Origin of the sequence: Microbacterium sp. (assembly GCF_017305435.1) — a bacterium.
In the GTDB taxonomy this organism is placed as follows: domain Bacteria; phylum Actinomycetota; class Actinomycetes; order Actinomycetales; family Microbacteriaceae; genus Microbacterium.
This window is the reverse complement of record NZ_JAFKIP010000002.1, coordinates 225683-251495: the sequence shown is the minus strand read 5'-3', so window position 1 is coordinate 251495 and position 25813 is coordinate 225683. Positions and strand designations below refer to the sequence as shown.

General features: G+C 69.3%; 21 protein-coding genes and 1 riboswitch. Of the genes, 9 read left to right on the top strand and 12 right to left on the bottom strand.

The annotated features are described in order from the left end of the window. Positions 1-73: 73 nt before the first annotated feature. The 9 genes from J0I43_RS01200 to J0I43_RS01160 form a co-directional block, all read right to left on the bottom strand. The gene (locus tag J0I43_RS01200) at positions 74-1753 is read right to left on the bottom strand and encodes an ABC transporter family substrate-binding protein (protein ID WP_292857742.1); all 1680 of its coding nucleotides are present in this window, start codon (positions 1751-1753) and stop codon (positions 74-76) included. A 66-nt stretch (positions 1754-1819) separates the two neighbouring features. Then, a complete protein-coding gene (locus tag J0I43_RS01195; RefSeq protein WP_292857739.1) occupies positions 1820-3949 on the bottom strand; it encodes an ABC transporter ATP-binding protein in 2130 nt (709 codons plus the stop codon). Continuing rightward, positions 3942-4868 carry an ABC transporter permease gene (locus tag J0I43_RS01190; protein WP_292857736.1) on the bottom strand — a complete coding sequence of 309 codons (927 nt, stop codon included), beginning with the start codon at positions 4866-4868 and terminating at the stop codon, positions 3942-3944. The genes J0I43_RS01195 and J0I43_RS01190 overlap by 8 nt, the downstream gene beginning before the upstream one ends. A 1-nt stretch (position 4869) precedes the next feature. Further along, positions 4870-5853 carry an ABC transporter permease gene (locus J0I43_RS01185; RefSeq protein WP_292857733.1) on the bottom strand — a complete coding sequence of 328 codons (984 nt, stop codon included), beginning with the start codon at positions 5851-5853 and terminating at the stop codon, positions 4870-4872. Positions 5854-6069: 216 nt separating this feature from the next. Next, positions 6070-6645, bottom strand: coding sequence for a PH domain-containing protein (locus J0I43_RS01180; protein WP_292857730.1), 576 nt, complete (start codon positions 6643-6645; stop codon positions 6070-6072). Positions 6646-6647: 2 nt separating this feature from the next. Continuing rightward, positions 6648-8330 carry an ABC transporter ATP-binding protein gene (locus J0I43_RS01175; RefSeq protein ID WP_292857727.1) on the bottom strand — a complete coding sequence of 561 codons (1683 nt, stop codon included), beginning with the start codon at positions 8328-8330 and terminating at the stop codon, positions 6648-6650. Then, positions 8327-9292 (bottom strand): ABC transporter permease, encoded by a 966-nt coding sequence (locus J0I43_RS01170; protein ID WP_292857724.1) that lies wholly within the window; start codon positions 9290-9292, stop codon positions 8327-8329. The genes J0I43_RS01175 and J0I43_RS01170 overlap by 4 nt, the downstream gene beginning before the upstream one ends. Beyond that, a complete protein-coding gene (locus J0I43_RS01165) occupies positions 9282-10211 on the bottom strand; it encodes an ABC transporter permease (protein ID WP_292857722.1) in 930 nt (309 codons plus the stop codon). The genes J0I43_RS01170 and J0I43_RS01165 overlap by 11 nt, the downstream gene beginning before the upstream one ends. A 158-nt stretch (positions 10212-10369) precedes the next feature. Then, positions 10370-11986, bottom strand: a complete 1617-nt coding sequence (locus tag J0I43_RS01160) for an ABC transporter substrate-binding protein (RefSeq protein ID WP_292857719.1) — start codon at positions 11984-11986, stop codon at positions 10370-10372. Positions 11987-12210: 224 nt separating this feature from the next. Between J0I43_RS01160 and J0I43_RS01155 the strand changes: the two genes are divergently transcribed. From J0I43_RS01155 to J0I43_RS01145, 3 genes are all read left to right on the top strand, one after another. Then, positions 12211-12948: a CPBP family intramembrane glutamic endopeptidase gene (locus J0I43_RS01155; RefSeq protein WP_292857716.1), complete on the top strand. Its 738-nt coding sequence runs from the start codon at positions 12211-12213 to the stop codon at positions 12946-12948. Between the two features lie 210 nt (positions 12949-13158). Further along, positions 13159-13329, top strand: a complete 171-nt coding sequence (locus tag J0I43_RS01150; RefSeq protein WP_292857713.1) for a hypothetical protein — start codon at positions 13159-13161, stop codon at positions 13327-13329. An 18-nt stretch (positions 13330-13347) separates the two neighbouring features. Then, positions 13348-14196 carry a hypothetical protein gene (locus J0I43_RS01145; protein ID WP_292857710.1) on the top strand — a complete coding sequence of 283 codons (849 nt, stop codon included), beginning with the start codon at positions 13348-13350 and terminating at the stop codon, positions 14194-14196. A 57-nt stretch (positions 14197-14253) separates the two neighbouring features. On the opposite strand, the gene gcvP is transcribed toward J0I43_RS01145, so the two are convergent. Genes gcvP through J0I43_RS01130 form a run of 3 tightly spaced genes read right to left on the bottom strand, consistent with a single transcriptional unit; the run spans position 14254 to position 18712 of the window. After that, positions 14254-17151 carry an aminomethyl-transferring glycine dehydrogenase gene (gcvP, locus tag J0I43_RS01140; protein WP_292857707.1) on the bottom strand — a complete coding sequence of 966 codons (2898 nt, stop codon included), beginning with the start codon at positions 17149-17151 and terminating at the stop codon, positions 14254-14256. Next, entirely contained in the window at positions 17148-17528 is a 381-nt protein-coding gene (gene gcvH / locus J0I43_RS01135) for a glycine cleavage system protein GcvH (RefSeq protein WP_292857704.1), read from the bottom strand. The genes gcvP and gcvH overlap by 4 nt, the downstream gene beginning before the upstream one ends. Next, positions 17525-18712 carry a glycine cleavage system aminomethyltransferase GcvT gene (locus J0I43_RS01130; RefSeq protein ID WP_292857701.1) on the bottom strand — a complete coding sequence of 396 codons (1188 nt, stop codon included), beginning with the start codon at positions 18710-18712 and terminating at the stop codon, positions 17525-17527. The genes gcvH and J0I43_RS01130 overlap by 4 nt, the downstream gene beginning before the upstream one ends. 172 nt (positions 18713-18884) lie before the next feature. Further along, a riboswitch (glycine riboswitch) is annotated at positions 18885-18985 on the bottom strand. Positions 18986-19087: 102 nt separating this feature from the next. Here J0I43_RS01130 and J0I43_RS01125 point away from each other — a divergent pair. Genes J0I43_RS01125 through J0I43_RS01100 form a run of 6 tightly spaced genes read left to right on the top strand, consistent with a single transcriptional unit; the run spans position 19088 to position 25792 of the window. Continuing rightward, positions 19088-19804, top strand: a complete 717-nt coding sequence (locus J0I43_RS01125; protein ID WP_292857698.1) for an NUDIX domain-containing protein — start codon at positions 19088-19090, stop codon at positions 19802-19804. Further along, positions 19801-21117: a quinolinate synthase NadA gene (nadA, locus tag J0I43_RS01120; protein ID WP_292857695.1), complete on the top strand. Its 1317-nt coding sequence runs from the start codon at positions 19801-19803 to the stop codon at positions 21115-21117. The genes J0I43_RS01125 and nadA overlap by 4 nt, the downstream gene beginning before the upstream one ends. Beyond that, positions 21114-22778 carry an L-aspartate oxidase gene (gene nadB / locus J0I43_RS01115; RefSeq protein ID WP_292857692.1) on the top strand — a complete coding sequence of 555 codons (1665 nt, stop codon included), beginning with the start codon at positions 21114-21116 and terminating at the stop codon, positions 22776-22778. The genes nadA and nadB overlap by 4 nt, the downstream gene beginning before the upstream one ends. Beyond that, positions 22772-23641: a carboxylating nicotinate-nucleotide diphosphorylase gene (gene nadC / locus J0I43_RS01110; RefSeq protein ID WP_292857690.1), complete on the top strand. Its 870-nt coding sequence runs from the start codon at positions 22772-22774 to the stop codon at positions 23639-23641. The genes nadB and nadC overlap by 7 nt, the downstream gene beginning before the upstream one ends. A gap of 13 nt (positions 23642-23654) precedes the next feature. Beyond that, positions 23655-24818 (top strand): cysteine desulfurase family protein, encoded by a 1164-nt coding sequence (locus J0I43_RS01105; protein ID WP_292857687.1) that lies wholly within the window; start codon positions 23655-23657, stop codon positions 24816-24818. Beyond that, on the top strand, positions 24815-25792 hold the full coding sequence (locus tag J0I43_RS01100) for a glycosyltransferase family 2 protein (protein ID WP_292857684.1): 978 nt from the start codon (positions 24815-24817) through the stop codon (positions 25790-25792). Before J0I43_RS01105 ends, J0I43_RS01100 begins: the two co-directional genes overlap by 4 nt. Positions 25793-25813: the final 21 nt, after the last annotated feature.

Below are 25813 nucleotides of genomic sequence, written 5' to 3'. Positions count from 1 at the left end.
AGAAAGAATGGGATGCGCCCCGAGCGGAGCGCATCCCATTCTACAAGGCGGGACCGTCAGCGGCGGTCAGGCCTCACTTGGCCCATCCGACGATGGTCCAGTCGACCGGAGAGTACCCGAACATCGCGGCACCGTAGTTGACGAGGCCCTGCTTGACCGCCCAGACGTTGGGCAGCGGCGCGATCGGGAACATCGGCACGTACGACCAGATGGTGTCGTTGATCTCCTTCGCGATGTCGATCCGCTTGGCCGGGTCGAGCTCCGCGTTGGCCTTCGTCCACAGGTCACCGAGCTTCTCGTCGGTGGTGCCGGTGAAGTTCTGGCCGGAGTCGAGCGGGTAGAACAGCGCCTCGGACGACGAGATCGGGAACGGCGTGCCCTGCCACGAGAAGGTGACCATCTCGAAGTTGCCGGGGATCACGTAGTCGCTGAAGTACTGCGCTGCGGGGACCGTGGTGAGCTCGACGGGGATGCCGAAGTCACCGAGGTCGGCCTGCACCTGCTCGGCGCGCTGGATGTTGGTCGCGGTGTCGGCGGGAACCGTGACGGTCAGCTTGAGGGCCTCGCCGTCCTTCGTCCAGCTGTCGCCGTCCTTCGTGTAGCCGGCATCCTTCAGGAAGCCCTCGGCGGCGGCGGGATCGTGCGCGAGCGCCTTGTCCTCGTAGCCGTCCTGGCCGTTCATGAAGATGTAGTCGCCCTGCGTGACGGCGGGAACGCCGACCGGGGTGTTGGCCGCAGCCGAGATCTGCTCGCGGTTGACGATCGACGCGACGGCCTTGCGGACGTTGAGGTCCGACAGGGGGCCTTCCTTCGCGTTCATCGTGACGTGCGTCCAGGTGAGACCGTTGGTCGCCTGGATCTCCGCGTCCTCACGTGACTTCGCGGTCGCGTAGAGGTCGGCGTTCGAGGAGATGTACAGCGCGTCGATCTCCTTGTTCGCGAACGAGGAGCCCTGCTGGGCCTGGCTCACGACCTTGAACAGGATCGTGTCGAGCTTCGGCTTCGCGCCCCACCAGACCGGGTTCGGCGTCAGGGTGATGACCTGACCCGTCTGGTCGATGTTCGAGATGACGTACGGCCCCGACGAGGGGACGGCCTTCTCGGTGTAGCCCGTGTTGAACACGACGGGGTCGCTCGCGATCGCCGCGGGGAGCACGCCGCCCAGGAGCGACTGCCAGTCGGCGAACACCGAGCTGAACGTGATCTTCACGTCGAACTCGTCGGTGCCCTGCTCGACGGACGCGATCTGGTCCCACCCGGTCGTCGAGACGACCTGGTAGTCCGCGTTGGTGCCGTTGAGCGCCTTCCAGGTGGCGGCGTAGTCGGCGACCGTGATCGGTGTGCCGTCCTCCCAGACCGCCTTCGGGTTGAGCTTGATCTCGACGACCTGCGGGTCCTCGCTCACGAGCTCGACCGACGACGCGTAGTCGGGGTTGACCTCCGACGCGCCCTCGGTGGTGATCCGCAGCGGTCCGCCGGAGGTGGGCGAGAGGATCGTGTTGGTGTCGACGTCGTTGCCGTCGATCTCCGAGTTGTTGTAGTTGACGGGCAGGGCTCCGACAGCGAGGGTCAGCGTTCCGCCGTCCTGCACGTCGCCGGCCGCGGCCGCATCCCAGTCGACCGTGGGCAGCGCCGCAGCAGGGCTGTCGCTCGCGTTCGGCGCGGTGTTACCCGCCGCACATCCCGCGAAAACCAGCGCTGCGGCACTGAGCACCGCGACGGCGCCCAGCGCCTTCGCACTCCGTGTCCTCATGTGATCTTTCCTCTCATTACCTTCTGGGGACCCGATCGGCGTGGTGCCGCCGTCCGGGGGTTCTTGTCACGACGCCGCCTGCAGCGCCGCGTCGTCCACGAGCGCGGAGCGATCCGCGTGGTGGCAGGCGACGCGGGTGCGCCCGTGCGCCGTGAGCGGAGGGTCCGAGGCCCGGCACAGCTCCTGCGCGCCCTCGTCGAGGAGGGCGTAGAGCGGGCACCGGGTGCGGAAGCGGCATCCGGTGATCTCCTGCGTGGGGCTCGGCAGGTCGCCGTTGAGGAGGATGCGCGTCCTGCCGCGCTCGATCCGCGGGTCGGGGATGGGGGCGGCGGAGATCAGCGCCTTCGTGTACGGATGCCGCGGGTTCTCGAACACGTCGGCGATCGGTCCCTGCTCGACGATCGCCCCGAGGTACATCACCGCGACGTCGTCGGCGATCTGCCGGACGACGGCGAGGTCGTGCGCGACGAAGAGGTAGGAGAGTCCGAGTCGCTCGCGGAGGTCTTCGAGCAGATTGATGACACCCGCCTGGATCGAGACATCGAGCGCCGAGACGGGCTCGTCGAGGATCAGGACGGCGGGGTTCGTCGACAGCGCGCGGGCGATGCCGATGCGCTGACGCTGGCCGCCGGAGAACTCGTGCGGATAGCGGTCGGCCATCGCCGGGTCGAGACCGACGAGCTCGAGCAGCTCGGTCACGCGCTGATCGCGCTCGGCCTTCGGCACGCCCTGCACCCAGAGGGGTTCGGTGATGACCTCGCCGACCGGCAGGCGCGGATCGATCGCGCCCATCGGGTCCTGGAAGACGATCTGCACGTCACGACGCAGCTTCTTGAGCTGCTTCTTCGAGGCGGTCGCGACATCCACGCCCTCGATCGTGATAGAGCCGTGCTGCGGCGCCGTCATCTCCATGACCTCGAGGATCGTGGTTGTCTTTCCGCAGCCCGACTCGCCGACGAGGCCGAGCGTCCGGCCCGGGCGCAGCGTGAAGGACACGCCGTCGACCGCGCGCACGGTGCCCACCCGCCGGGGGAAGACGGATCCACGCATGAGCGGGAAGTGCCGCTTGAGCCCGTCGACATCGAGCACGGGCTCGGCGCCGGTCTCCGCGCGCTCGTCCGCCGGCATCGCGTCCGGCCGGGGGAACACCTCGGCGCGGATGAGCTCACCGTCAACGATCTCGCCCGCGCGGATGCATGCCGAGACGTGCGCGGGCGCGGCCGGGTCGTGCGCCACGAGCGACGGCTCGACCTCTCGGCACGCGTCGATCGCGATCGGGCAGCGCGCCGCGAAGGGGCACCCCTGAGGCAGGTTCGCGAGAGACGGCGGCCGGCCCTCGAGCGGCACGAGCCGCTGCGTCCCCGCCGTGAGCATGTTCGGCACCGAGCGCAGCAGACCGATCGAGTACGGCATCTGCGGCGCCATGAAGACCTCTTCGGTCGTGCCCATCTCGACGAGCTTGCCCGCGTACATCACGCCGACACGATCGGCGTGACCGGCCACGACGCCGAGGTCGTGCGTGATGAGGACGATCGACGCGCCGGTGATCTCCTTCGCCTTCTCGAGCACCTCGAGGATCTGCGCCTGGATCGTGACGTCGAGCGCCGTCGTCGGCTCGTCGGCGAGGATGACCTTCGGGTCGTTGGCGATGGCCATCGCAATCATGGCGCGCTGGCGCATGCCGCCGGAGTACTCGTGCGGGAATGCCTTCGCGCGGCGCTCGGCATCCGGGATGCCGACGATCTTCAGCAGTTCGACGGCGCGCGCGGCTGCGGCGCCCGCGGACAGGCGCGAGTCGTGCAGACGCAATGCCTCGGAGATCTGGTCGCCGACCGTGTATACGGGTGTCAGGGCCGACAGCGGGTCCTGGAAGACCATCGCGAGCTCCTTGCCGCGGATCCTCGAGAGCCGGTTGTCGTCGAGGCTGAGGAGCGACCGACCCTCGAACTCGATCGTGCCGGTGATCTGCGCGGTCGAGGGCAGCAGTCCCATGACTGCGAGGGACGACACGGACTTCCCCGAGCCTGACTCCCCCACGATCCCGAGGAACTCCCCGGGGTAGACGTCGTACGAGATGCCGCGGACGGCCTGCACGGCGTTCCCCTCGCGCTGCGGGAACGTGACGCTGAGATCCCGCACCGACAGCAGGGGCGCGCCGGTGCGTCCGCGGGGCGTCTGAAGGAGGGTGTCAGTCACGGTTCATTCCAGAGGTCGGGTCGATCGCATCGCGCAGGGCGTCGCCGACGAGGCTGATCGCGAAGAGCAGGATGATGAGGACGAAGGCGGGGAACACGAACAGCCACGGCCTCGTCACCGCCGCCGCCGTGCCGTCGGACAGGAGCGTGCCCAGCGAGACGTCCGGCTTCTGGATGCCGAAGCCGAAGTAGCTCAGCGACGTCTCCGCCATGATCGCGGAGACGACGCCGAGCGTCGCGTCGATGATGAGGAGCGACGCCATGTTCGGGATGATGTGGCGGCTGAGGATCGTGCGCGTCGGCATCCCCATGTAGCGCGCCGCCCGCACGAAGTCGCGGTTACGCAGCGATCGCGTCTGCGACCTGACGACCTGGGCCATGATCATCCAGCTGAACAGCGCGATGTAGAACATCAGCACGACCCAGGACAGGCCCTTGATGAGGGGGCTCAGCAGGATGAACAGGAAGAAGGCGGGGATGACGAGCAGCAGCAGGATGATCCACTGCACGACGCGGTCGAACCACCCGCCGATGTAGCCCGACGCCGAACCGACGACAGCAGCGATGACGGTCGCCGTGGGCCCGGCCACCAGGCCGATGATGAGCGACTTCTGCAGGCCCGCGAGCGTCTGGGCGTAGATGTCCTGACCGATCGAGTTGGTGCCGAACCAATGGATCATGGTCGGGCCCATGCCCATGTTCAAGACATCGCGGTCGGTGATCGACCACGGGTAGACGACCGGCCCGATGAAGGCCCACACGATGATCAGTCCCACGATCGACGCGCCGATCCAGAACCGTGGCATCCGCTTCAGACGCTGCCAGACGAGACCCGAGCGCGACAGCGGTCGGCGCGTCTTGGTGACGTCGCTGACGGCGTCGAGCGTGCCCTCCATCGCCTTCTCCTGCATGACCGACATGTCAGTTCCTCACTCTCGGGTCGAGTGCGGCGTAGAGCACTTCGGACAGCGTCGACGCGATGAGGTAGAGGACGGCCACGAAGAGGGCGGAGCCGGCGACGGCGTTGATGTCGTTCTTCTGGATCGCCTCGATCTGGAACTGACCCATGCCTCGCCAGCTGAAGACGATCTCGAGCATCGCGGAGCCGGCGATGAGGGTGCCGAAGCTGTACGCGAAGAAGGTCGACATCGGGATGAGCGCAAGGCGCACGCCGTGACGGAACAGCGCCTTCGTGCGGGGCAGCCCCTTCGCACGCGCCGTGCGGATGTAGTCGGCCCCGAGCACATCGAGCATGACGTTGCGCTGATAGCGCGAGAACCCCGCCGCGCCGATCATCGCGAGGGCGATGGTCGGCAGCAGCAGGTGGACGGCGCGGTCGAGGGCCAGATCCCACCAGCTTCCGGTGATGCCGGCGGTGTACTCGCCCGTGAAGGTGATCACTTGGGACCCGACGAGGTTGTTGAACTGCGTCGCGAGGATCATGAGCAGCACGCCGATGACGAAGGTCGGCGTCGCGATGACGACGAACGACGCGTACGTCACGATCTGGTCGCTCGCGCGGTACTGGCGCACGGCGCCCCAGACCCCCAGGAGCACGCCGATGATGGCGCCGAGGAGGGAGCCGATGAGCAGGAGCCGCAGGCTCGCGCCCGATCGTGCCGCGATCTCGGCCGTCACCTGGGCGCCGCCGACGGTCGTGCCCATCGAGAACTGGGTGAACAGCCCCACGAGCCAGTTCCACAGGCGCACGATGATCGGCACGTCCGGGTTCACACCCATCGCGTTCAGCGACGCATCGATCGAGGACTGCGGCGGCCGGGGGTTGATGCCGTAGAAGCGCGCGGCCGGGTCGAGGGCGATGCTGGCCAGGACGTACGCCATGCACGTCGCGATCAGGCTCAGAATCGCGTAGTTCAGGAAGCGCCGGATGACGTAGAGCGTCATCGAAGCGGGCTCACGGCGACGGTCGGAGCGGAGTGATGGATCATCATTGTTCTTTCATCGAGGGCGACTCAGGCGACCTTCGGTTCATAGACCTTAACTCGCCGATCGCTCCGCGGCCGTCATTGGCCGGGACTCTTTGCATGACCGTAACATTCCGTCACACTCACGCAAAATGCCCACTCTCACCCGGTGGATAGTTGACAACCTGCGCGATTGTCAGGCGACACTCAGCGCGGATGCCGCAGCGGCGACCACGAGCACGCCGAAGGCGAGAAGGCCCGGAACGTCCCAGGAACGGGTCAGCGCACCGGTGCCGGACGCGGCGGAATCGGACGCCTGCCAGGCATCCCGGAGGTCGCCGACGTCACGCATCCACGCGGGCACGCGACCCGCATCGCGGGCAGCCCGCGCGGCTCTCCCGGGGCGACCCGCGACGGGGCCGCCGTAGGCGACGACCGTCGTGCCACCGGTGAGCGCGAACTGCAGCTGCCAGCGCATGTCGATGTCGGCGACGCGCGACCACGGGATCCATGTACGCCGCAGATAGTTCTGTACGAGCACGCCGTCCCGGTCGTAGGCGACGTGCGGCGAATACAGGGCGACGTAGACGCCCCAGACGGCCAGCAGTATCCACGGGGCGAGGCGCAGCATCTCCAGACCGCCTGCGCGCACCGCGGCATCCACCAGCAGCCACAGCGCGACCACGCCGGACACGATCAGGATGACCGTGCCCGACGTGGGCCGCAGGACCCGGCGAGCGGGCGCGCCCGGGCGGGGCTGAGCGAAGCGCACGCTCAGAAGCCGCCCGTTCCGCCTCCGCCGAGAGTGATGCTCGCTCCGGGGATGGCGTCTAGCAGGCGCCTCGTGTACTCCTGCGCGGGGTTCGCGAAGATCTCGTCGACGCTCCCCTGCTCGACGAGCTTGCCGCGCTCCATGACGCAGACGAGGTCGGCCACCACGCGGACGACGGCGAGGTCGTGCGTGATGAACAGGTACGTGAGACCGAGCTCCGACTGCAGGTCCGCGAGGAGCTTCAGGATCTGGTCCTGCACCAGCACGTCGAGCGCAGACACCGCCTCGTCGAGCACGACGATGTCGGGCTTGAGCGCGAGGGCCCGCGCGATCGCGACGCGCTGGCGCTGCCCGCCGGACAGCTCGTTCGCGTAGCGCGAGGCGAGGCCCTGCGGGAGCGACACCTGGTCGAGCAGCTCGCGCACGCGCTCACGACGCGAGGCCGCCGTGCCGACCTTGTGGATCTCGAGGGGCTCGGCGATCGTGTTCTCGATGTTCCGCAGCGGGTCGAGCGAGCCGTACGGGTCCTGGAAGACCGGCTGCATGCGGCGACGCAGCGCGAAGATCTCCTTGCGGGAGAGCTTCGCCGTGTCGACACCGTCGACCTCGATCGCGCCGGAGGTCGGGTCCTCGAGCTTGAGCACCATCTTCGCGACGGTCGACTTGCCCGATCCCGACTCGCCGACGAGGGCGAGCGTCTTGCCGCGCGGGATGTCGAACGACACGGCATCCACGGCACGGAACGGTTCGCTGCGGAAGCTGCCCTGACGGATCTTGTAGTCCTTCGTCAGGTCGCGCACGCGCAGCGTCGGGGCCGCGTCGGCGATCTCGGACGCCGTCTGCACGCCACGGTCCTCGACGACGGCCTGGATGCGCTGCGACGCGATCGACGGGGCCGCCGCGACGAGACGCTGCGTATACGGGTGCTGCGGGTTCTCGAGGATGAGCCGGCTCGGCCCCGCCTCGACGATCTCGCCGTCCTTCATGACGATGATCCGTTCCGCGCGCTCGGCCGCGAGACCGAGGTCGTGCGTGATGAGGAGCACCGAGGTGCCCTTCTCCCGCGTGAGGCTCGCCATGTGGTCGAGGATGACCCGCTGCACCGTCACGTCGAGAGCCGAGGTCGGCTCATCGGCGATCAGCAGCTTCGGGTCGGCCGCAAGACCGATGCCGATGAGGGCGCGCTGACGCATACCGCCGGAGAACTGGTGCGGGTACTGGTGCATGCGCTTGTCGGCATCCGCCAGACCCGCCTGCTTGAGCACCTCGATCGCCCGCGCCTCGATCTCCTTCTTGCCGGACGCGATGCCGTTGGCCCGCACGGCCTCCTTCACCTGGAAGCCGATCGACCACACGGGGTTGAGGTTCGACATCGGGTCCTGGGGCACGTAGCCGATCTCGCGCCCGCGGATGTCCTCCATCTGCGCCCGGTTGTAGAGGGTGAGATCCTCCGCGCCGAGCATGATGGTCCCCGAGGTGACATGGCCCGTCCCCGGCAGCAGCTGGATGAGGGCGGATGCCGTGGTGGACTTGCCCGACCCCGACTCCCCCACGATGGCGATGGTCTCGCCGGGGAAGATGTCGAAGCTGACGCCGTGCAGCACTTCGCGGCTGCCCGACTGCGATTCGAACGCGACGCGCAGGTCGCGCACGCTCAGCAGGGGTTCGCGTGAGGTCGCGTTCATCGGCGGGCCCTCGCTCTCGGGTCGAGGGCGTCGCGGATGAGCTCGCCCAGAAGGATGAAGGCCAGCACCGTGACCGTCAGGATGATCGACGGGTAGATGAGCGCCATCGGCGCCACCCGCAGCGACTGCTGCGCCTGGCTGATGTCATTGCCCCACGACATGACGTCGCTGCCGAGGCCGACGCCGAGGAACGCGAGCGTCGCTTCGGCCACGATCGCCGCCGCGAGCGAGATCGTCGTGATGACGAGCAGCGGCGCGATGGCGTTCGGGACGACGTGCGAGACCAGTGTCCCGAAGCGGGACTTGCCGAGCGCACGAGAGGCCGTGACGAAGTCCGCCTGCCGCACCCGCAGCACTTCGGCGCGGACGACACGGGCGGTGGATGCCCATGCGAAACCGCCGATCGCGAACGCGAGCGTGAACACGTTGCGGTTGGCCGAGAAGACGCTCATCACGACGATCGCCGCGAGGATGTAGGGGATCGAGAAGAAGATGTCGCCGATGCGGGACAGCAGCGAGTCGAGCCAGCCGCCGTAGAAGCCGGCGAACGCGCCCATCACGAGACCGATCACGGTGCCGATGATCGTCGCGAGGAGGCCGACCGTGAGGGACGTGCGAGCACCCCACACCATGCGGGCCCACACATCGCAGCCGAGGAACGTGAACCCGAGCGGATGACCGTCTGTGGGTCCGCCGTTGCTGTTGGCGAGCTGGCAGTCGTTGTTCGGCGCCACCTGCGTGAACAGCGTGGGCCAGATCGCCATCAGCAGGACGATCGCGACGACGACGAGGCTGATCCAGAAGACGGGACGGCGACGGAGGTCGCGCCACGCGTCGAGCCAGAGGTTGCTCGGCTTCTCGTCGACACGCACGGCGTCCACGACGAGGGTCGAGGTCGTCGCGGGAGCGACGTAGTGGTCCACCCCCAGTGGACCGCGGGGGTCGTTGAGATCACTTGACATAGCGGATCCTCGGGTCGAGCAGCCCGTAGAGCAGGTCCACGAGCAGATTGACGAGCACATAGATGATCACGAACACGGTGACGAAGGAGACGACCGTCGGGCCTTCGTGCTTCTGCACGGCGTGGAAGAGCGTGTTGCCGACGCCGGGCACATTGAAGATGCCCTCCGTGACGGTCGCACCGACCAGCAGGACGCCGAAGTTCGTGGCGGAGTTCGTGATGACGGGGATGAGGGAGTTGCGCAGCACGTGGACGGGGATGACGCGCGAGCGCGACATGCCCTTTCCGTACGCGGTGCGCACCCAGTCCTGGTTGAGCGTGTCGATGACCGACGAGCGCATGAGGCGCATGCTCGTCGCGTAGAGACTGAGTCCCAGGACGATCGCCGGCAGCCACAGGTCGCCCCAGTCGTTCTGCGCGCCGACCGTCGGCTTGAACCAGCCCAGCTGGATCGCGAGGAAGTACTGCGCGAGGAAGCTCAGGACGAAGATCGGCAATGCGACGAAGATCAGCGCGACCACGAGCGACGTGTTGTCGAAGAGCTTGCCCTTGCGCAGCGCCGAGATCGTTCCGATGATGATCGCCAGAGTGAACTCGATCGCGATCGCCATGACGGCCAGGCGCCCCGTGACCGGGAGGGTCCGGGCGAGCACGTCATTGACGGACTGGCCGGAGAAGGTCACGCCCAGGTTCCCCTGGAAGATGCCGGTGATGTAGTAGAAGTACTGCACGAAGAACGGCTCGTCGAGGTGGTACTGCGCACGCAGCTGCGCGACGACGGCGGGGTTCGGGGTCTTGTCGCCGAACAGGGCGATGATCGGGTCTCCGGGCAGTGCGAAGACCATGAAGTAGATGAGCAGAGTGGCCCCGAAGAACACGGGGATCACCTGCAACAGGCGTCTGAGGATGTAACCGAGCATCCCTCTCCTTCAGATGTGGGGTGCGGCGCGTCGGGCGCGGCCGAAAACCCGCTAGAAGCATCGTGCCGCGCAAACGGCGCGGACGCGAGAGCCAGATGGACATACCGTGGGGCGGTGACTGGTGTCACCGCCCCACGGTTGATCAAAGGATGATCGGATTACTTGGTGATGAGGTAGTACAGCGGCACCGAGTTCCAACCGAACTCGACGTTCTGCACGCCCTCGGCGAAACCACCGGTGACGTTCGAGTACCACAGCGGCGTCGCCGGGAGGTCCTTCAGCAGGATCGACTGAGCCTTCTGGAAGTCCTCGTTGGCGGTCGCCGAGTCGGTCGCCGAGATGCCGTCGGACAGCAGCTGGTCGAACTCGGGGTTCGAGTAGTCACCGTCGTTGGAGCCGGCGTTGGTCGCGTACAGCGGGCCGAGGAAGTTGTACAGACCCGGGTAGTCGGCCTGCCAACCGGTGCGGAAGGCGGTCTGGATCGTGCGACCCGTGACCTCCTTGCGCAGCGACGCGAAGTCGGCGTACGGAGCGCCCGACGCGTCGATGCCCAGCGTGTTCTTGATCGAGTTCGTCACCGCGTCGACCCACGTCTGGTGGCCGCCGTCGGAGTTGTACGCGATCTGGAACGTGCCCGACCACGGCGAGATGGCGTCGGCCTGGGCCCACAGCTTCTTGGCCTCGTCGGGGTTGTACGCGAGGACCTCGGAGCCGTCGAGCTTGTCCGACCAGCCGTCGATGACGGGCGACGTGAAGTCGCTCGCGGGGGTACGCGTGCCGTTGAAGACGACCTTCGTGATCTCCTCGCGGTTGATCGACATCGACAGCGCCTGGCGACGCAGCTGACCCTCTTCACCCGAGAAGTGCGCGAGGCGCGACGGGATCGTGAAGGACTGGAAGACGGCCGCGGGCTGGTTGACCGCGCGGTCGCCGAGCTCCGACTCGAAGGTCGCGAGCGCCGACGAGGGAACACCGTCGATGACGTCGACCTCACCCGAGAGCAGGTCGGCGTAGGCGGCATCCTGGGTCGCGTAGAAGACGATGTCCAGGCCCGCGTTGTGCGCTGCACGGCCGCCCTGGTAGTCGTCGTTCTTCACGAGCGAGATCTGCACGTTGTGCTGCCACGCGTCGTCGGAGGCGATCTTGTAGGGACCGTTGCCGATCGGGTTCTGACCGAAGGCGTCCATGTCCTCGAACGCCGCGTCGGGCAGCGGGTAGAACGCGGAGTAGCCGAGGCGCAGCGCGAAGTCGGATGCCGGCTTGTTCAGCGCGATCGTGAAGGTGTAGTCATCGACTTCCTTCAGACCGGTGAGCTCGGAGTCCTCGTCGTAGCTGAAGCCCTCGATGTCCTCGAAGAAGTAGCTGTTGAGCTGCGCGTTCGACAGCTTCGCGCCGTAGTTCCACGCCTCGATGAAGTTGTGGGCCTGCACCTCGGTGCCGTCCGTGAACTTCTGGCCCTTCTTGAGCTTGACCGTGAGGTTCTGCGCGTCGTCGACGGTGATCGATTCGGCCATGTCGTTCTGCGGCGCACCCTTGGCGTCGTAGTAGACGAGCCCGGCGAAGATCTCGTCCAGGATCTTGCCGCCGCCGACCTCGTTGGTGTTGGTCGGGATCAGCGGGTTCTCGGGCTCGGAGCCGTTCGTCTTGATGATGGCGGTGCTGTCGCCGCCCGATGCGCTCGGCGAGCCGCTGCCGCTGCTGGAGCAGCCCGCGAGGGCCAGTCCTCCAGCGACGAGCAGCGCGATGCCCGCGAGGGCGATCTTGTTGCGCTTCAACTTGTCCTCCTGTGCAAGGGTGAATCGCCCACGGCGTGCTGTGAGAACGCAGGGGCGGGAATAGGGAAACTGTAAGTAACGGATCACTCTTCGACAAATCAACCTGGGAAAACGTTACAGACCCTTAACTCAATCCCTCTCAGATGTGGCAATCTGACAAGATGATCGCCGATCGTGGCCCATTCGGCCCTGTTGCACCCTCGGCATCCCCACCTCGTCTGCGCATGTCGCTCTGGTGGGAGATCGCGATCGTGCTGGCACTGTCGGTGGGGCGCTCGGCGGTGTACTCGGTCCTCCAGCTCGTGCAGGCACTCACCCGCGAACAGGCGCTCGGCGACCAGTCCACCTCGCTCAACCCCGGCGCGAACGCGCAGGAGTTCTGGGATGTGCTCTACCAGTTCGTCGCGGCCTTCTTCGGCTTCGCACCGATCGCGCTGGCGATCTATCTGCTGTGGGAGCCCGGGCGGTCGGCGTTCCGACGCATCGGGCTCGACCTCCGGTTCTTCGGGCGGGATGTCGGCACCGGCATCCTTCTGGTCGTCGTCATCGGCGTGCCGGGACTGGGGCTGTATGCCGCCGGCCGCGCGCTCGGGATCACCGTGCAGGTGGATGCCTCGCCGCTCGACGCCTCGTGGTGGACGATCCCGCTGCTGCTCATCGCGGCGCTGCGCGCGGGGCTCACCGAGGAGGTCATCTTCATCGGATACCTCTTCGACCGGCTCCGCCGGCTCGGGTGGGGAACGTGGACGATCATCCTGTCGACGGCCGCGCTGCGCGGCGCCTATCACGCCTACCAGGGGTTCGGCTCGATCGTCGGCAACGTCGCGATGGGCGTCGTGTTCGGCTGGGTCTACCACCGCTGGGGGCGCGTCATGCCCCTCGTGATCGCCCACACCCTGATAGACGTGATCGCCTTCGTCGGCTACCCGCTCGCCGCCGCCTGGTGGCCCGCCCTGTTCTGACCCGCACCGCCCCCGCCCCCCGCTCCGGCCGCGAGAGAACAGTGCGTCGCCGAGGCGACAGGTTCCACCCGTACTCTCGGCGATGACCTGTTCTCTCGCGGAGACGCGCGCGCGGGGTATCGACTCCTCCACAGGAGCGGGGTTCGCGGATTTGTGCACAGATGTCGGATGCGGCGACCGCGGCGAGGGGGCGGCGAGCACAGTCGTCGCATGCTGACCTTCGCGCCGACCCTCACCCTGGGCATCCGTCCCGCACCGATCGAACTGCTGCGCGCGGCTCAGATCCCGCATCCCGAACGAGACGTCGCTCGCGGCGCACTGGTCCGCGTCCGCCGTGGCGTCTACGCCCCCGCCGAGAGATGGCGAGCGCTGCGGCCGTAGAACCGCTATCTCGCGCGGGTGCACGCCGTCGCGATCGTCGCGCCGGGCGTCGTGTTCAGCCACGAGTCGGCCGCCGTGCTCTGGGGGATGCCGGTGATCGGCGATCCCCTGATCGTCCACATCGCGGTGCCCGCCACGAGCGCCGCGCGCGAGGTCGCCGGCATCCGTGCGCACCGCGTCAGCAGCTATCCCGACGTGATCGAATCCGGCGGCCTGCTCGCCGTCTCTCCTGCCTCAGTGGCCGTCACGCTCGCTCGCCATCGACATGAGGCGGTCGGACTCGCTGCGGCCGACGCCGCGCTGCGCCTCGACCCGACCGCGACCCCGTCGATGCTCGTCGCCGACAACGAGTCGCGGGCCTCGACGCGCGGACGCCGGCACGCACGGTGGGCTCTCGGCCGGGCCGACGGCATCCGCGAGAGTGTGCTGGAATCGGTGAGCGCGGCCGCGATCGAGTGGTTCGGGTATCCGCCTCCGGTGTGCCAGGAAGAGTTCGCGGATGACACGGGCTCGGTGCTGCGGGGGGACTTCTGGTGGCCGGAAGCCCGACTCGTGGGCGAGCCGGATGGCGAGTTCAAGTACGACGGCAGCTTCGGCGACCCCGCACAGCTGCTGCGCGCTCGCCACGAGCGGGATCGGGTTCTGATGCGCGCCGGCGCCCGCGCGGTCGCCCATTGGGGGTGGGTCGACGTGGCACGGGTGTGGCCGTTACGACAGTCGCTGACCGGTCACGGTCTCTCGCAGATCACAGCCGAGGACAGTGGCCGCCTCGCTTCCCTCTCCCGAACGCTCACCACCTACGAGACCGCGCTTCGCCCGGTCGTGCGCCTACGCGAGAGAACACGCTATCGCCGAGAGAACGGGTGAACCCCGTTCTCTCGGCGGCGGACTGTTCTTTCGCGGAAGCGCGGGCGCGGAGCGCGGTCAGGCGAAGGCCTCCACGGGCGGGCAGGCGCAGACGAGGTTGCGGTCGCCGTAGGCGTTGTCGATGCGGCGAACGGGGGGCCAGTACTTCGTGCGTACGAGGGCGTGCACGGGGTACACGGCGAGCTCGCGGGGGTACGGGTGGTCCCACGAAGACACGACGACCGCGGCGGCCGTGTGCGGCGCGTTCACGAGCGGATTGTCGGAGGCCGGCCACTCCCCCGCCTGCACGCGCGACGCCTCCGCACGGATCGCGATCATCGCCTCGATGAACCGCTCGATCTCGCCGAGGTCCTCCGACTCGGTTGGCTCGACCATGAGCGTCCCCGCGACGGGGAACGACATCGTCGGGGCGTGGAAGCCGTAGTCGATCAGTCGCTTCGCGACGTCGTCGACGGTGATCCCGGTCTCCTCCTTCAGCGGCCGCAGGTCGAGGATGCACTCGTGCGCGACGAGCCCGCCCTCGCCCGAGTAGAGCACCGGGTAGTGCTCGCGCAGTCGCGCGGCGATGTAGTTGGCCGAGAGGACCGCCGCGCCCGTGGCATCCCGCAGCCCCCGCGCCCCCATCATGCGGATGTAGGCCCACGAGATCGGCAAGATGGATGCCGAGCCGTAGGGCGCCGCCGAGATCGGCCCGCCATCGAAGACATACCCGCCCGCGTGCTCCGCCCGCTGCGCGAGCGGATGCGAGGGCAGGAACGGCGCGAGGTGCGCCTTCGCCGCGACGGGGCCTACGCCCGGGCCGCCCCCGCCGTGCGGAATCGCGAACGTCTTGTGCAGGTTGAGGTGCGACACGTCGCCGCCGAGGTCGCCGAAGCGCGCGAAGCCGACGAGCGCGTTCATGTTCGCCCCGTCGACGTACACCTGACCACCGGCGTCGTGCACCGCGGCCGTGATGTCCACGACGTCCTGCTCGTACACGCCGTGGGTCGACGGGTAGGTGATCATGAGCGCCGCGAGGGCGTCCGCGTGCTGCGCGATCTTCGCCCGCAGGTCGCCCAGGTCGACGTTGCCGTCGTCGTCGCACGCGACGACGACGACGCGCATACCGGCGAGCACGGCGGATGCCGCGTTGGTGCCGTGCGCCGAGGACGGGATGAGGCAGATGTCGCGCTGCACGTCGCCGCGGGAGTGGTGGTATCCGCGGATCGCGAGCAGCCCCGCGAGCTCGCCCTGCGACCCCGCGTTCGGCTGCAGCGACACGGCGTCGTACCCGGTGATCTCCGCGAGCCACGACTCCAGCTGCTCGATGAGCACGAGGTAGCCCGCGACGTCCTCCGCCGGCGCGAACGGGTGCACGCGGGAGAACTCCGGCCACGACACCGCAGCCATCTCGGTGGCCGCGTTGAGCTTCATCGTGCACGAGCCGAGCGGGATCATGCCCCGATCGAGCGCGTAGTCGCGGTCGGCGAGCTGCTTGAGGTAGCGCATCATCGCCGTCTCGGAGTGGTGCACGTGGAAGACCGGGTGCGTCAGGAACTCGTCCTCGCGACGGAGCGCCTCGGGCAATGATGCAGCGGCATCGCGTGCGACGAAGGCGAACGCGCGCTGCTCGGGGCCGCCGAACACCTGGGCGAGGGCGTGCAGTTCGGCGATCGTGGTCGTCTCGTCGACCGACACGCCGACCGAGTCGCTGTCGCGGAACCACAATTGGAACCCGCGCTCGCGAGCGCGCTCGACGATCTCTCCCGCACGTCCGGGCACGAGCACGACGATCGTGTCGAAGAACTCGTCGAAGGCGACCTCTCCACCCGCGTCCACGATCCAGTCGCGCAGCCGATGCGCCTTCGCGGTGACGTCGGCGGCGATCCGCCGCAGGCCGTCCGGCCCGTGGTAGACGGCGTACATGGATGCCATGACGGCGAGCAGCACCTGGGCGGTGCAGATGTTCGACGTCGCCTTCTCACGCCGGATGTGCTGTTCCCGGGTCTGCAGCGAGAGGCGATAGGCGGGCGCCCCCGCGGCATCCTGCGAGACGCCGACGAGACGGCCGGGAAGCTGCCGCTCGAGTCCCGCGCGCACGGCCATGTAGCCGGCGTGTGGGCCTCCGAAACCCATCGGCACGCCGAAGCGCTGCGTCGTGCCGACCGCGATGTCGGCGCCGAGCGAACCCGGCGAGCGCAGGAGGGTCAGCGCGAGGAGGTCGGCCGCGACGACGACGAGACCGCCCTGCGACTGCACCTGTGCGATGACCTCGGACGGGTCCCAGACCCGACCGGTGGCGCCGGGGTACTGGATGAACGCCCCGAATGCACCCCCGGCGGGAACGAAGGCACCCCCGGCGGGAACGAATGCACCCTCGACGGGAACGAATGCACCCTCGACGATCTCGATGCCCACCGCGGCAGCCCGGTGGTGCAGCAGCGCCTTGGTCTGCGGCAGCGCATCGGCATCCACGAGGAACACGTTCGACGCCGACTTCGAGGCGCGCCGCGCGACGAGCATGCCCTCGACGACGGCGGTCGCCTCGTCGAGCATCGAGGCGTTCGCGGTGGCGAGCCCCGTGAGGTCGGTCACCATCGTCTGGAAGTTGATGAGGGCCTCGAGGCGCCCCTGGGAGATCTCGGGCTGGTAGGGGGTGTAGGCCGTGTACCAGGACGGGTTCTCGAACACGTTCCGTGCGATGACCGACGGGGTCAGCGTGTCGTAGTAGCCGAGCCCGATCATCGACCGGGCGGGGCGGTTCAGCGCCGCGAGCGCGCGCAGCTCGGCGAGCGCCTCGGCCTCGGTCGCCGCCGCGGGGATCACCGAGTCGTCGATCGGGGCCGCGTGGATGGAGGCCGGGACGGCGCGCCCGACGAGCGCGTCGACCGTGTCGTAGCCGAGAGCGCCGAGCATGATCGCCTGCGCGTCGGCGTCCGTGCCGATGTGCCGATCCCGGAATGCAGCGGAGGTCACTCCTCGCCGCCCGTGAGAGCGACGTAGGCGTCACGGTCCATGAGCGCCTCGACATCGGCCGGGTCGACCTGGATCTTGACGAGCCAGGCGCCGAACGCGTCGCCGTTCACGGCGGACGGGTCGGCGACGACGGCGTCGTTGACCTCGACGACCTCGCCGGTGAGCGGGGCGTAGAGCTCGCCGACCGACTTCGTCGACTCGATCTCGCCGCAGACCTCACCCGCGGTGACGCTCGAGCCCACGGCGGGGAGGTCCACATAGACGACGTCACCGAGCTTGTCGGCGGCGTAGTCGGTGATGCCGACGGTCGCGACATCGCCCGCGAGGGCGACCCACTCGTGCTCGGCGGTGTAGGTGAGTGCGTTCAGGTCGGTCATGCGGTCCTCCGGTAGAAAGGCAGAGCGGTCACGGTCGCGGGGATGCGGGTCCCCCGCACGTCGATGAAGAGTTCGGTGCCGATGTCGGCGAGCGCCGGGGGCACGAAGGCCATGGCGATGGGATGCCCCAGTGTCGGGCTCAGCGCCCCGCTTGTGATCTCGCCGACGGGATCGCCACCCTCGGCGCCCGCGTAGACGGCGTAGCCGGCGCGACCGGCGCGACGACCCTCTGCGGCGAGGCCGACGAGGACGGGAAGGTCGGCGGGCGCCTCGGCGAGGGCGGCCTTGCCGACGAAGTCACCCTTGTCGGATGCCACGACCCGGCCGAGCCCGGCCTGAGCCGGCAGGATCCGGTCGCTGAGCTCATGGCCGTGCAGCGGCATCCCGGCTTCGAGGCGCAGCGTGTCGCGGGAGGCGAGACCCGCGGGAACGAGGCCGAGCGGTTCGCCGGAAGCGAGCAGCGCGTCCCAGAGGGCGGGAGCGGCGGCGTTCGGCACGAGGAGCTCGAAGCCGTCTTCGCCCGTATAGCCGGTGCGCGCGATGAAGAGGTCCGCGCCCTGGAACGTCCCGCTCGACCACGCGTAGTATCCGAGGTCGACGACGGCGGGGGTAATCGCGTCGATGCCGGTCGTATTCTCGAGGATCGCACGCGCCCGCGGCCCCTGGACCGCGATGAGCGACACGCCATCGGAGATGTCCTCGATCGTGGCGCCATCGTTGGTCGACAGCTGCAGATCCAACGGAAGCGCATTGGAGGGCGTCAGACTGACGGCGGCCGTGATGCCCGCCGTGGCCACCCGCTGGCGGAATGCCTCGAACACCGCATCGCGATTGCCGGCATTGGAGATGACGAGATAACGCTCGTCGCCGAGCCGGTAGACGATGACGTCGTCGATCACCCCACCGGCATCCGACAGCAGCAGCGAGTATTTCGCCTTGCCGATCGACATCGCCGCGAACCGCCCGGCCAATACGCGTTCAAGGAACGCGGTGGACCCGGTTCCCGACACGGTGAACTCGGCCATGTGCGAGATGTCGAAGAGGCCCGCCGCCTGCCGTACGGCGTGATGCTCGGCGAGGTCCGAGGTGTAGCGGACGGGCATCGACCAGCCGCCGAAGTCGGTGAACGAGGCCCCGAGCGCGGCATGGCGGTCGTGGAGCGGTGTGGTGCGGAGGTCGGACACGAGTTCTCCCGAGATCGGGCGGCGGATGCCGGGACCCCGGCATCCGTGAACTCCCCCTCTGTCATGGGCCTGAGAGCTTCGCCCTTCATCACCCGCAGGGCGGATCGGGGCTTTCACCGTCGGCGGATCCCCGGGCACAGCCGTTCCCGTGGGCATCGCTTTTCAGAGCGGCCGGACGCGGGCGGTACGCGGACCTGAGAGATTGGCGGGGAGGCTTGCTCCTTCGGTGCTCGACATCCTCCGAGGATGCCGGGGCTCTCCCGCGCGCGTCATGCGGCCTGTGTTCTGTTGTGCGCCCAGCATAGCGTGCCGGGGGCGAGCGGTTTGTGTTCTGGTCGCGGTGACTATAAGATCGACGTCGGAGTTATGGTCATCATGACAAAAACAGCCCGAGAGATCCGTGTCGCTGTGTCGACCGTCATCTTCAGCCTGCGCCGCCGCCCGGGCGGAGACGGCGCGACGATCGTGCTGCCGCTCGTCAAGCGCACACGTGATCCGCACGAAGGCCAGTGGGCGCTGCCCGGTGGGTGGCTGGGCGGTGACGAACCGCTCGAGCGCGCGGCATCCCGCACCCTCGCCGAGACGACGACGCTGACACCCAGCTACCTCGAGCAGCTCTACGCCTTCGGCGACCCGGACCGCTCGTCCAGTCGAGTCGTGTCGATCGTCTACTGGGCGCTCGTGCGCGAGGACGTCTCCCTCGAATCCGAACAGCACAACGTCGCCTGGTTCGACGCGACCGCGCTCCCCGAGCTCGCGTTCGACCACAACCAGATCGTCGACTACGCCCTGTGGCGCCTGCGCAACAAGGTCGGCTACAGCCGCATCGCGCACGGCCTGCTCCCGGACCTGTTCACCCTCGCCGAGCTCCGCGAGGTGTACGAGGCGATCCTCGGCCGGCGCCTCGACCCGGCGAACTTCCGCCGCCAGGTGGAGAACTCGGCCACCCTCATCCCGACCGACCGCTTTCGTACGGGCAGCCACCGGCCCGCCCGTCTGTACCGCTACAACCAGGACGTCGAGCTCGCCGACCGCGGCCCGCTCCCGTCCGACTCGCCCCTGCCCGCCCGTTCCAGAGAGGCACGCTCATGACCCTCTTGCAGATCCACCCCCACGACCGGAATCGCCCCGACGCGAGCGTCGACCACGAGATCCAGGCGATCGTGCACGGCTCGTCGACCGCAGAGACGTGCAACACCGATCTCGCGGCCGGCCCCTGGGACTTCGACGCACGCCCCGGCTACGGGCCCGGTTCGTCGATGGGCGACGTCATCCCGACCGGAGCACCGCGGCAGGGCGAACTGCCGGCGGCGTACCGTGAGGCCCCCGAAGCGGAGCTCCACGATCGCATCCGCGCTGCCAAGGCGGCGCTCGGCGACCGTGTCGTGGTGCTCGGCCACTTCTATCAGCGCGAAGAGGTCGTGACGCACGCCGACTACGTGGGCGACTCGTTCCAGCTCGCGAACGCGGCCCTCACGCAGCCGCAGGCCGAGGCGATCGTGTTCTGCGGCGTGCACTTCATGGCCGAGACGGCCGACCTCCTCTCCCGCCCCGACCAGGCCGTCATCCTGCCGAATCTCGCCGCGGGCTGCTCGATGGCCGACATGGCCTCGATCGACGACGTCGAGGACTGCTGGGAGCAGCTCGCCGACGTCTACGGGCCGCTGGATGCCGCGGACGAGGACGGGCTCGTCCCCGTCATCCCCGTCACCTACATGAACTCGTCCGCCGCCATCAAGGGGTTCGTCGGACGCAACGGCGGGATCGTGTGCACGTCGTCGAACGCGCGGACGGTGCTCGAGTGGGCCTTCGCCCGGGGTCGCCGGGTGCTGTTCTTCCCCGATCAGCACCTCGGGCGCAACACGGCGAAGGCGATGGGCGTGCCGCTCGATCAGATGCCGATGTGGAATCCGCGCAGGCCCCTGGGCGGCGCGACCGAGGGCGAGCTCGCCGACGCCCGCGTCATCCTCTGGCATGGGTTCTGCTCCGTGCACCGCCGGTTCACCGTCGATCAGATCGACAAGGCGCGCGCCGACCACCCCGGCGTCCGCGTCATCGTGCACCCGGAATGCCCGATGGCCGTCGTGGATGCCGCGGACGAGGCCGGCTCCACCGACTACATCCGCAAGGCCATCGCCGCGGCCACCGAGCCGACGACCTTCGCCGTCGGCACCGAGATCAACCTGGTGCAGCGCCTCGCGGCGCAGTATCCGCAGCACGAGATCTTCTGCCTCGACCCCGTCGTCTGTCCGTGCTCGACGATGTACCGCATCCACCCCGGGTACCTCGCGTGGGTGCTGGAAGAACTCGTCGCCGGGCGCGTCGTCAATCGCATCGAGGTGCCCGGCGACGTCGCCGACCCCGCGCGGGTCGCGCTCGAACGCATGCTGGCGGCCAAACCGTGACCGGCGTCGACGTCGTCGTGGTGGGGTCCGGCATCGCAGGACTCACCGCGGCGCTGCACGCCGTCGACGCGGGATGCCGCGTCACGCTCGTCACGAAGGACGTGCTCGAACACGCCAACACACGGTACGCGCAGGGCGGGATCGCGGGCGTCATGTTCGACGACGACCGTGTCGAGGATCACATCCACGACACCCTCGTCGCGGGCGCGGGGCTCAGCGAGCCTGCCGCCGTGCGCGTCCTCGCGGAGGAAGGGCCGCGGCGCATCCGCGAGCTCATCGCCCTCGGCGTGGAGTTCGACCGCGCTCCGGGCGGCTCGTTCGTCAAGGGACTCGAGGCGGCGCACTCGTACCCTCGCATCCTGCATTCGGGCGGGGATGCCACCGGCACGGCGATCGAGCGGGCGCTCGTCGCGCGGCTGCGGGAGAGCGCCGTGCGGGTCATCGAGCACGCGTTCCTCGTCGACCTCGTCGTCGATGAGTCGACAGGTCACGTCACGGGCGCCGATCTTCTCATCCGGGACGAGCGCCGCGAGGTCCTCGCGGCGGACGCGGTCGTCCTCGCCACGGGCGGCGCGGGCCAGCTCTACGCGCACACCACCAACCCGCCCGTCGCGACCGGCGACGGCATCGCCGCCGCGATCCGCGCCGGCGCCGCCGTCGTCGATCTCGAGTTCGTCCAGTTCCACCCGACGGTCCTGCCCGCCACCGAGGATTCCGATCCCTTCCTCGTGTCCGAGGCCGTACGCGGCGAGGGCGCGGTGCTGCGCGACGAGCAGGGGCGCCGGTTCATGCTCGAAGTCCACTCCGACGCCGAGCTCGCGCCGCGTGACGTCGTCGCCCGCGCGATCGCGGAAGTCATGACCGCGCAGGGCGACCGCCCCGTGCTGCTGGATGCCACGGCCTTGGGACCCGCCGGCGTCGACGGCGGCGCCAGCGCGAAGCGCACGGCGCAGTTCCTGCGCACGAGGTTCCCGACGATCGACGAGGCGGTACGCAGTCGCGGATGGGACTGGGCGCGCGAGCCGATCCCGGTGACGCCGGCGGCGCACTATCTCATGGGCGGCGTCACGACCGACCTCTTCGGCCGCACGAGCCTGCCGGGTCTCTACGCGGTCGGCGAGGTCGCCCGCACGGGCGTGCACGGCGCGAACCGCTTGGCGTCGAACTCGCTGCTGGAAGGCGCGGTCTTCGGCGCGCGGGCGGGTGACGCGATCGCCTCGGATGCCACCTCCGGTGCCTGGCCGGAGGCTCGGTCCTTCGCCCGCGGCGCGGATCCGGCGGCGGTCGCTCCGGCCGGTCGCGGCGCTGTCCCCGCCTTCTCGCGCGCGGCGCTGCAGGATCTGCTGTGGGAGGACGCGGGACTCGTCCGCGATGAGGACGGGCTGGCCCACGCGGCATCCGTCATCGCCGCGTGGCGGACGGGCGCCGAGGAACCTACGAGCGAAGCCGGGTTCGAGGATGCGAACCTCCTGGAGGTCGGCGCCGCCCTGACGGCGTCCGCGCTCGCCCGCCGGGAATCGGTGGGCGCCCATTCGCGCCGCGATGAAACTCCTCCGCATCGGCTCGGAACTAAGCCGATAACGCCCACGACCGCCGTTCTCACGTCGGATCACCGGAGTTTTCCCGACACGGCGCTGACGGCGGCGGTGGCAGCATGCTGAGCCGGAGCCACATCGACACCGTCGTCCGCGCCGCGCTCGACGAGGACGCCCCCTGGGGCGACCTCACGAGTGAGACCCTCATCCCCGTCGACGCCGCCGCCACGGCCGAACTTCGTGCCCGAGAAGCCGGCGTGTTCAGCGGCGGGGAGGTCTTCGAGGCCGCCTTCGCGCTCACCGATCCGCGCATCGTCGTCGCTCTGCGCCTCGGCGACGGCGACCGGTTCGCGGCCGGCGACACCCTCGCGACCGTGACCGGGCCGGCGCGCGGGGTCCTCCAGGCGGAGCGCATCGGACTGAATTTCACGCAGCGGATGTCGGGGATCACGACACTCACCGCCGCGTACGTCGCCGCGGTCGCCGGCACCGGCGCCCGCATCGCCGACACCCGCAAGACGACCCCCGGGCTCCGCCGCTTCGAACGGCACGCCGTCCGCAGCGGCGGGGGCCACAATCACCGCTTCAGCCTGTCCGACGCCGTCATGGCGAAGGACAACCACCTCGCGGTGCTCGTCGCGCGGCACGGCTCGATCACGGCGGCGCTCGAGGCGGCCCGCGCCGCCCTGCCGCACACGACCCATCTCGAGGTCGAGATCGATCGCCTCGACCAGCTCGATGCGGTCCTCGCCGCGGGCACGGGGCCGCGCGGCGTCGGCACGATCATGCTGGACAACTTCTCACTCGACGACCTCCGTACGGGGGTCGCGGCGATCGCCGGGCGCACGATCGTCGAGGCATCCGGCGGCGTGAGCCTCGACACGGTCGCCGCGATCGCGGCGACCGGCGTGGACGTCATCTCGGTCGGCGCCCTCACGCACTCGGCGCGGGCGCTCGACCTCGGCCTCGACGTGCGCGTCGAGGCCTGAGCGGAGCGGGCCGGTGCTGTACCTCGACCACGCCGCGACGAGTCCCGTGCGTCCCGAGGTCCGGGCGGCGATGCTCCCGTACCTCACCGACCGCTTCGGCAATCCGTCGAGCCACCACACGGTCGGCGAGGCCGCGGCCGCGGCGCTCGCCGACGCCCGCGCGCGCGTCGCCGCCGTCCTGGGCGTCCGCGCGAACGAGATCGTGTTCACCTCGGGCGGCACGGAGGCCGACAATCTCGCGATCAAGGGGCTCGCCATCGGCGCGGCGTTGCGGCGCGGCGGCGACGGAGCCGGCCGCGTGCCCCGTGCGCACATCGTCACGACCCCGATCGAGCACGAGGCGGTCCTCGCGTCGTGCGAATACCTCGAGCGCGTGCACGGCTTCGAGATCACGCACGTTCCCGTCGACCCGACGGGGTCCGTCGACCCGGCGGATGTCGCTGCGGCGATCCGCCCCGACACCGCAGTCGTCTCGATCGGCTATGCGAACAACGAGATCGGTACGGTGCAGGATGTCGACGCGATCGCCGCGGTGACGGCGGCGGCCCGTGTGCCGCTGCACCTCGACGCCGTCCAAGCCGCCGGCTGGCTGCCGCTGCGGGGCACCGGGGCCGACGCGTTGAGCCTCGCCGGACACAAGATCGGCGCGCCGCAGGGCATCGGTGTGTTGGCCGTGCGGGCGCGGCTGCCGCTCGAACCCGTCCTACACGGTGGAGGGCAGGAGCGCGGACGCCGCAGCGGCACCGAGAACCTCGCCGGCGCGGTCGCGTTCGCGACCGCGCTCGAGCTCGCCGAGGCGGAACGGGAGAGCGTCGCGGAGCGCGTCGGCGCGCTCCGCGACGCGTTCGTGGCGCGGGTGCTGGCGCACGTGCCGACGGCACGGCTCACAGGCCATCCGACCCGGCGCCTCCCCGGAACGGCGAGCTTCACGTTCGCGGGCACGAGCGGAGAGACGGTGCTCCTCGAACTCGAACGGCGCGGACTCGTCACCTCGAGCGGATCGGCGTGCGCGGCGGGCAGTGACGAGCCGTCGCATGTGCTCGTCGCGTGCGGCATCGACCCGGCGGTCGCGCAGAGCGCGGTGCGCTTCACCTTCGGTCACGCACTGGCTGAGGACCTCTCCCCCGTCGCCGACGCGGTCGCCGCCGCCGTCGCGGCGGTACGATCGGGCTCGTGAGCACGCCGGTCGATCCCCGCCCGCTCGTCACGGTGATCGTGCCGGGCCGTGATGTCGCGGAGTTCGCCGCGGAGGCCCTCGCCTCCCTGCGCGCCCAGACGTTCCCCGCCTGGCACGCGATCCTCGTGGACGACGGATCCGTAGACGGCACCGGTGACGTCTTCGCGGATGCCGCGGCATCCGATGCGCGTTTCATGCTCGTGCGCCACGACGTGCCGCGCGGTCTCGGCGCGGCCAGGAACACCGGTCTCGACCTCGTGGAGACGCCGTTCGTCGGCTTCCTCGACGCCGACGACATCATGGCACCGCAGGCACTCGAACGGCTGATCGACGCGATCGGCACGAGCGGGAGCGACATCGTGGTCGGCGCCTACGTCCGCCTCCGGCCGGGACCGGATGGCAGGTACACGCCGGGCGCGGTTCAGCCGTGGGTGGCCGCCGCAACGGCGCCCGCCCGCCGGCGGACGACGCTCGCCGAACACCCGGAGGTGTCCGGCAACATCGTGGCGTGGTCGAAGCTCAGCCGCGTCGAGCTGTGGCGCGCACACGGGCTGCGCTTCCCCGAAGGCAGGCTGTACGAGGACCAGATCGTCGCGCAGCGTCTCTACGTCCACGCGCGCGGCATCGACGTCATCCCCGACGTCGTCGTGCAGTGGCGCGAGCGCGCCGACGGCTCATCGATCACACAGCGCAAGGACACGCTCCCGGTGCTCACCGACTACCTCGACGCGCTCCGGGGCGGCATCGCCGTCCTCGACGCGGCCGGCGAGCGCGCAGCCGCGCGCGCACGCGTGCGACTCATCCTCGACATGGACACACCGCCGCTCGTCCGGATCGCGCAGCAGCACGACGACGACGCCTACCGCCGCGCCATCGGCGCGCTCGTCCGCGAGCTGTCAGCCCGCGCCGAGCACGAGTCCCTGCTCCTGGATGCCGACGGCACCAACCTGCGCTCGGCCGCCGCCCTGTGGTGACGGAGCGACGGAGCGGTGACG